This is a genomic window from Leucothrix pacifica (assembly GCF_003172875.1).
Classification (GTDB): Bacteria; Pseudomonadota; Gammaproteobacteria; order Thiotrichales; family Thiotrichaceae; genus Leucothrix; species Leucothrix pacifica.
This window is the reverse complement of the sequence record NZ_QGKM01000049.1, coordinates 1-6101: the sequence shown is the minus strand read 5'-3', so window position 1 is coordinate 6101 and position 6101 is coordinate 1. Positions and strand designations below refer to the sequence as shown.

General features: G+C 43.6%; 4 protein-coding genes. 1 reads left to right on the top strand and 3 read right to left on the bottom strand.

Annotated elements, in window-relative coordinates; all coding sequences use genetic code 11:
* Nucleotides 1-107 precede the first annotated feature (107 nt).
* Both DKW60_RS15605 and DKW60_RS15600 read right to left on the bottom strand, forming a co-directional pair.
* Nucleotides 108-1451: a hypothetical protein gene (locus DKW60_RS15605; RefSeq protein WP_109838593.1), complete on the bottom strand. Its 1344-nt coding sequence runs from the start codon at nucleotides 1449-1451 to the stop codon at nucleotides 108-110.
* 73 nt (nucleotides 1452-1524) lie between these two features.
* Nucleotides 1525-2346: a RepB family plasmid replication initiator protein gene (locus DKW60_RS15600; protein ID WP_109838592.1), complete on the bottom strand. Its 822-nt coding sequence runs from the start codon at nucleotides 2344-2346 to the stop codon at nucleotides 1525-1527.
* A gap of 1841 nt (nucleotides 2347-4187) precedes the next feature.
* On the opposite strand from DKW60_RS15600, the gene DKW60_RS15590 reads away from it, so the two are divergent.
* Nucleotides 4188-4595 (top strand): hypothetical protein, encoded by a 408-nt coding sequence (locus tag DKW60_RS15590; RefSeq protein ID WP_109838590.1) that lies wholly within the window; start codon nucleotides 4188-4190, stop codon nucleotides 4593-4595.
* 281 nt (nucleotides 4596-4876) lie between these two features.
* Here the strand turns inward: DKW60_RS15590 and mobV are convergent, their stop codons facing one another.
* Nucleotides 4877-5812: a MobV family relaxase gene (gene mobV, locus DKW60_RS15585; protein ID WP_109838589.1), complete on the bottom strand. Its 936-nt coding sequence runs from the start codon at nucleotides 5810-5812 to the stop codon at nucleotides 4877-4879.
* Nucleotides 5813-6101 lie beyond the last annotated feature (289 nt).

Here is a 6101-nt window from a genome sequence, read left to right as displayed (position 1 = left end):
GATAGTGATTGCTCGTAAGTAAGAAAATTGGACTCCAGTTCTTCGGGTTTGTCTGGAGTCCAAATTTCTATAACGTGCTACCGGTTCAACAGGATTTTCTTCGTCAATTAAACAAGAATATGAGACGGTTTTCCTACACCACCCAGCGGCGTTAATACGCCCTCTTCGGTTGCTTGATCTAACCACCGTTTATGTATTGCTATCATGCCCGCTGGTGTGACCGTTTCCGCTTTATTACCCTTGGTCATGTTGGAGCTAATAAATCGCTTAGCATCATTCTGAGTGCATTTGATTTCTCCCGCTTTGACCTGCCCTAACCACTTCAGATACAGGTCATTATCGTTATCTAATAACTGTGTTTTTGTGGCCTCACTTGAATGACCGCTAGAGACCTCACGCGTGACCCCTGCATCACGTGTTAGTGGATCACTGATTAAACCACTTTGACCACTCAGCACCAGTGCGGCATTGGGCAGCGAATAACCGGACTCCAACAGCACGCCTAATTGACGGGTTAGCAGCTTGGTTTGAGGCGTTCCACGAGCCAAAAAATCACCCGTTAAACGAAACAGCAACGACAAAATATCAAAGGCTAAAACGAAGATAAGCCACTTCAAATCCCTTGCTCTTTCCTCGGGAATATTAAGTAACCAGGCAATCATTTTATCATCGGCACCATTCCCTGATTCAGACGCAATATTGCCACCCGTCAGCATTTCTGAGCGCTGCGTTTCGAGATCGGCAATCAGTTGTTTGGTTCCTGAATAATTCTGGTTTCCCGAATAGTAGGTGAGGGCGTTTAACTGGGCTTGAAGGCTGTCTATTTTTTGTTGGTTTGGGTTAATGCATTTGGTCAGGTAATTGGCAGGGCACCGACTCATGGCCGTTCTGGCGCTGGATAACTGAGCATCCAACAATCTAGCCTTTGCACGTTCCTTTGATGCCTTCGCGCTATCTGCATAGCTTGATAAGCCATTTAGCTTATCCCTTGCGGCCTCCAGTTGGGAATCAATCGCCCTGATTGGTGCACTGGCGGTGGCTTCCTGTGCGGCTTTACCTGCGCCCTCGATGCCGCCGTGAAATGATCCCGCAAAGTACACCACGCAGTAGGCACCGAGTAGCGAGACGATGCCAAAGATCAGCGCGGGTGTGTTGCTGTCCTCGTAGGCTTTTGAGACGGCTGCAACGATGGTTGCCTTTGCAACCGCTAAACCAACAAACCCGAACACAAAAATCCATGTGAGTAAGCCTGAACCGTTTTTAACACTCCAATAGATAGCCATTGAGCCGGCGAGTAGTTCGAGTGTGAGGGCGGAATACCCCAGCCATGAACGGGATTGATTCACATGGCCACGCTGTTGATAAGCGATCAGGGCAAAGAGTAGGGCGATGATACCCAAAGACACAATCAGTGATTCACTACTGAAAGTAGTGCTAATATTGTTTTGCATTTTTCGACTCCATTATAGTCGTTAAGTGAAGTCCTGTATTGGCTGTAGGAAGCCAGTGCAGGGCGGTTATTGCTTATTTAGTCTGTTTCTTGGCTTCCTCCTTTAGTCGTTTACCCGCTTGTTCGTAACTTTCGCCTGGTCTCGCATATTTCTCGATGTAGGCAGTATCTATTCTCTGTATCGACCTTTCTTTTCTCTGTCCAGATTTATCTTGAAACTCGAACTCTACGTGAGTAATTTTCCTGCCGGTTTTGATTGTCTTGTATTTGGCGGTGAGATCACTACATTCGTTAATGTCTGCTATAGCCTTATCAAGAACATATAGTTTGAAATCCTTAATAGATGTGTATTTCCCTGTTAGCTCTAACTTTTCTTTAAGCTCCTCTAATGCAATTTTTTTTGTGCTATGTACACCACCAAATAACCAGCTTTTGAAAAACTCATAGAATCTAATCCCGTAAACACTACCCATGCCGGAAATATTTTGTAAATTGTAACGAGTAAACCCTCCTTCAAGCATTGAGATGTAGGGAACCATTTTCACTGCGAAGTACATTGAAACACGTCCTTCATTGGGCATGTAATCAATAGCTGAAACCCAGCGCGTCTTAGTTGTTGCAACATTTGGCCGGTCTGGGTCTGGTTGTTGAACAGTCACGGATCGCTCGTAAAGCTTGTCTGTAACTGCTTGCAATTCTGAGTAAGCCCTATCAGCGGATATTTCAAACATGTCAGCAAAGTCAGCAGCGGATATATCAAATCGACTACCTGCAGTTATATTTTGCCCTTTCTTGATTTGCCGCACACAGAGCAGAATCAAACGCTGTTCATTCAATGTCAGCTTGTAGCTAGCTTCAATAACATAGTTCGATTTCACTACCAATTCGTTGCTCATATTATGAAGGAGTCCGTAAAGTCATCTCCTAATGTTAACATAGGAGTAGATGCCGTCAACTCCTATTAAGCACCGGATTACTCCTAAGTAAGCACCGGATTACTCCTAAGTAAGCACCGGATTACTCCTAAGTAAGCACCGGATTACTCCTAAGTTAAGCCCTGAAACCCTTACAGCTAGGGGCTTCTAGAGGCCCTTAATAGGTTAATAGATATAATAGATAATGTGCGAATAGAGATGCTTTCTGTGGATAACTCTAATTTGGGTTTAGTGAGCCAGTTATCACACTAGCATTTACGGACTTGGTTCTGACCAATCCAGCCGAAAGCAAAAGTAGTGTAGGGCTTGCAGTCCTCTCGACCTTTGGTCGATTCACCTTGCTAGATTGAAGGACGCTTATATCGTCTCTGTGACATTAATTTCGATTGAGGCATGCGTCTGAAGGCGTTAAACCTTGAAATAGCTTAGTGGTTATTCTGAGAGGTCTCACCATAATTGCAGTTAAAAGCAGTTTGCCATGAGGGTGATAGTTTTATTTCCTAGCGCTTAACCTAATTTGGAACTGATTAGATTAAGCGCTTCTTCGGGAGTGCTCCGCAGGTGTTATCCGTAGGGGAGACCCCTACACCCTCAAAGCTAGACGGTAATTCGTATAATCGGCGTTATGTTTAGCGGTTTAAGCCTACACAGCAGTGTGAACATAATTACTGTGCTCATTGGTTCATCAGTAATGGATGGTGCCACTCGTCGTACGGTCTACATTTGCTAGTTGATACGGTCAATAATTAATCGACAGCTACCCCCCCACGAATAGGCTGTTAACCCAATCAGGCCATCGAAGGTACTAACAATGACTCTGCACACAGAATGCAATATCCGGTTGCGCTATGAAGCACTCCAGCACGAGATCCGCGCAGCAAGCCAACCTGACCCACTACGGCTATCACAACTTAACACCTTAGCGAACCTCCTGAATACTTACCAGTGTCCAAGACAAAAGCAGATTAGTCTTTCGGAATTGGTCAGGCATGAGATTAGGAACTGATCTACGCTGATTTAAACCAACGTTGCCTTAGTTGACATATGACTACTAAAAAATCCAATTAGGGTACACCCTAATTAGAGGGTTTGAGATTGCCCGACACAAGTTTAAATAGGGTTATGTTTAGGGTTTTTATATGGTATTCCAATAACCTCTAAACCCTATTTGAAGCGAAAGTAAAAAGCCACAGCGTCCTTACTGTGCTTTATATGTCTGAGACTAGGCATTCTCGACACTCTCGCAACGTCAATGAGGAGTGTAATTTATAACCAGTGCATTACTAAGAATGATAGGGAGCCATTTAGAGTTCCGACAGAGCATATAACTAATGCACCGAACCAAAATATATGGTGTAAAGTACTTGGTTCGTCACGAACTAGCATTTGAATTGCTAACCATCCTGCAGCTAACATTATTATGACGATTACCGTGGCAAGCTGTGGAACACCTAGAAAGTAGAACAAGTAGCTTGATAACGCTATTGTCGCTACAATTAACAAATAGCGTTGAAGAGTCTCCATTGTTTCCCCTGCGGCTACTAAAATCCGCTGTTAGATGCTTTAAATTGGCTGGCAAGTATAAAAGTGTTTTCAGTGCGATGGAACTAGTTGGATCAGCTAATAACTTACCTTTATACAGGTAGGCCCCCTATCAGGCATCCGGAAGATCAGTCACCGTATTTAGAGGGTTAGGTGTTTCCTAGATCAAGTCTAATAGTAGCCCTTTGATGTCATGAATTAATACTCGTAGCTGTATTATGATACTGTACGAATACAGTTCGATTCGTACAGGTTGAGACATGGCGAGACTTAGTATTAGTGATGCAATAAAACAGTCTGGTGTAGCCCGGAGTACTTTCTATAAAAAGTACGTCAAGCAAGGTTTAATCAGTGTTTCAGAGCATGATGGAAAAAAATACATAGACAGTTCAGAGTTAATTCGAGTGTTTCCAGACCTGAAATTGGAGACAACTAAAAACACTCAATCGAACACAATCGTACAGCCTGTAGACACCCAATCGAACAACATCGAACACCCTGAAAACACCCTTTTAAAGATGGAAATAAAACTGTTACGTGAAGTCCTGGATAAAACGGAGCAGGACAAACAATGGTTGAAAGATCAAAACACCACTTTATCACTCAGACTTGAAGCACCACAGAAGCCAGCAAACCCTATTATTAAGTGGTGGCGTGGATTGAAATAGAAGAAATAAGGTACTGATATGAGTGCAAACAAAGCAACCTGTAATGGCAGCCTGATAAATAACAGGGGAGAACAATACAAACCCCTCTATTTTGGCCTAGTTACCCCACTCTTTATTGCTTCGTGTATGCCCGTGCCAGAAACTAATAACCCCCCTATTACAGAGAATGTGTTTTACATCGAATATGAATTCGAAATCGTTTCTGATCCCTGCAGTATTTCCGGGTTTATCTGCAATATAGTGCCAGAAACGGTACCAAAAAAACCTTAAGGTAATGGGAATTATATTTCAAAATCATTGTTATTTACTCTCTGTATCTGTTGCTTGTTTTCTAACCTCATACCTTCCGTTAGCGCTACTATTTTTTTGATTTGTTCTTTTGTCAGTCCCTGAAATGGCTTGCGTGCCCTTGTAAGCTGTTCTCTCTGATTTCTCATGGTAATACTTAGGTCTTCTGCTCTTTTTTGGTTCTGAAGCGATACAGACGCATTGGCAGCCACTTCGTGATATGCCTCTTGCACCGAATGGGTCAACCGTTCCGCGATAGTGTTTAAAGATTCGACGTCAGTCGTGAAAATACCTTTCTTCAGAATTCTAGGTTCGATGGATTCTGGTTTGATAATGACGGTCTGTGCTTCACTTTTTTGAATGGCGGCGTAGTGTTTTTTAATGCTTTGGTGTTTGGCTTTGCTGCCTTCGATCCCTCTTTCCAGTCCGTGCTTTATTCCTACTTTTTCAGCAAAGTCGGTTTGCATTTCATTGAGCATTTTTGCACCCCCTAGAAATGCCCTGCAGTTCAATTTGTCTCGTTCATCAATAGGCACCACATAGGCGTACAAATGGGGTGTTTGTTCGTCACGATGCACACCGGCATAAACCACATTGTCGGCCCCGTGTTTTTCTTTTAGCCATTGGATGGATTCCTGAAAGTAACGATCCTGATCTTCACGTGTTTTTCCTTGCAGTGTTTCTGGCGATCCAGTGATCAGATACTCGATGGCCAGCACGGCGTTTTTCCGTATCTTTTTTTGAGTGTCTAGTCGCTGGGTGATGTTATCCATTGCGTGATCGACACTGTGAGAAAAGTGGTGGGAATTATCCGGGGTTCGTTCGGGGTCAGCGTTAGGCGTATCTTGCGCTCTAAAACTGTGTTTTAGGCTGCGCCGAATGCTGCCTTTGTCCTTTAGCTTTTGTACCCTGAGTATTGCGTATCCCATTCATTCTCTCCGTGGTTGTTATGTGCCGACTGTGGGTTTGGCAGAGACGCACAATTCATATCAATTGCCAGAGAGTGCCGAGGCTGACGCGGGCACGATTCTGTCAATTGATATGAATTGTGGACTCACTACACAATTTCTGCGAAATTGTCGTGAGCCCTACGGGGATAAAAGGGCCTGTCTTGCTGTTAAAGGGCATGAATTTAAAATGGAGGCCCTCTTAGGAGTGGTTTTATTTTAAACAAATTAATACGCCATTCATCGCTACCAATGAATAATCGAAACATGC

Bases quoted from the DNA above. Each gene is read 5' to 3' on its own strand.
- DKW60_RS15605 (WP_109838593.1), bottom strand. From the start codon at position 1,451: ATGCAAAACAATATTAGCACTACTTTCAGTAGTGAATCACTGATTGTG.
- DKW60_RS15600 (WP_109838592.1), bottom strand. From the start codon at position 2,346: ATGAGCAACGAATTGGTAGTGAAATCGAACTATGTTATTGAAGCTAGC.
- DKW60_RS15590 (WP_109838590.1), top strand. From the start codon at position 4,188: ATGGCGAGACTTAGTATTAGTGATGCAATAAAACAGTCTGGTGTAGCC.
- mobV (WP_109838589.1), bottom strand. From the start codon at position 5,812: ATGGGATACGCAATACTCAGGGTACAAAAGCTAAAGGACAAAGGCAGC.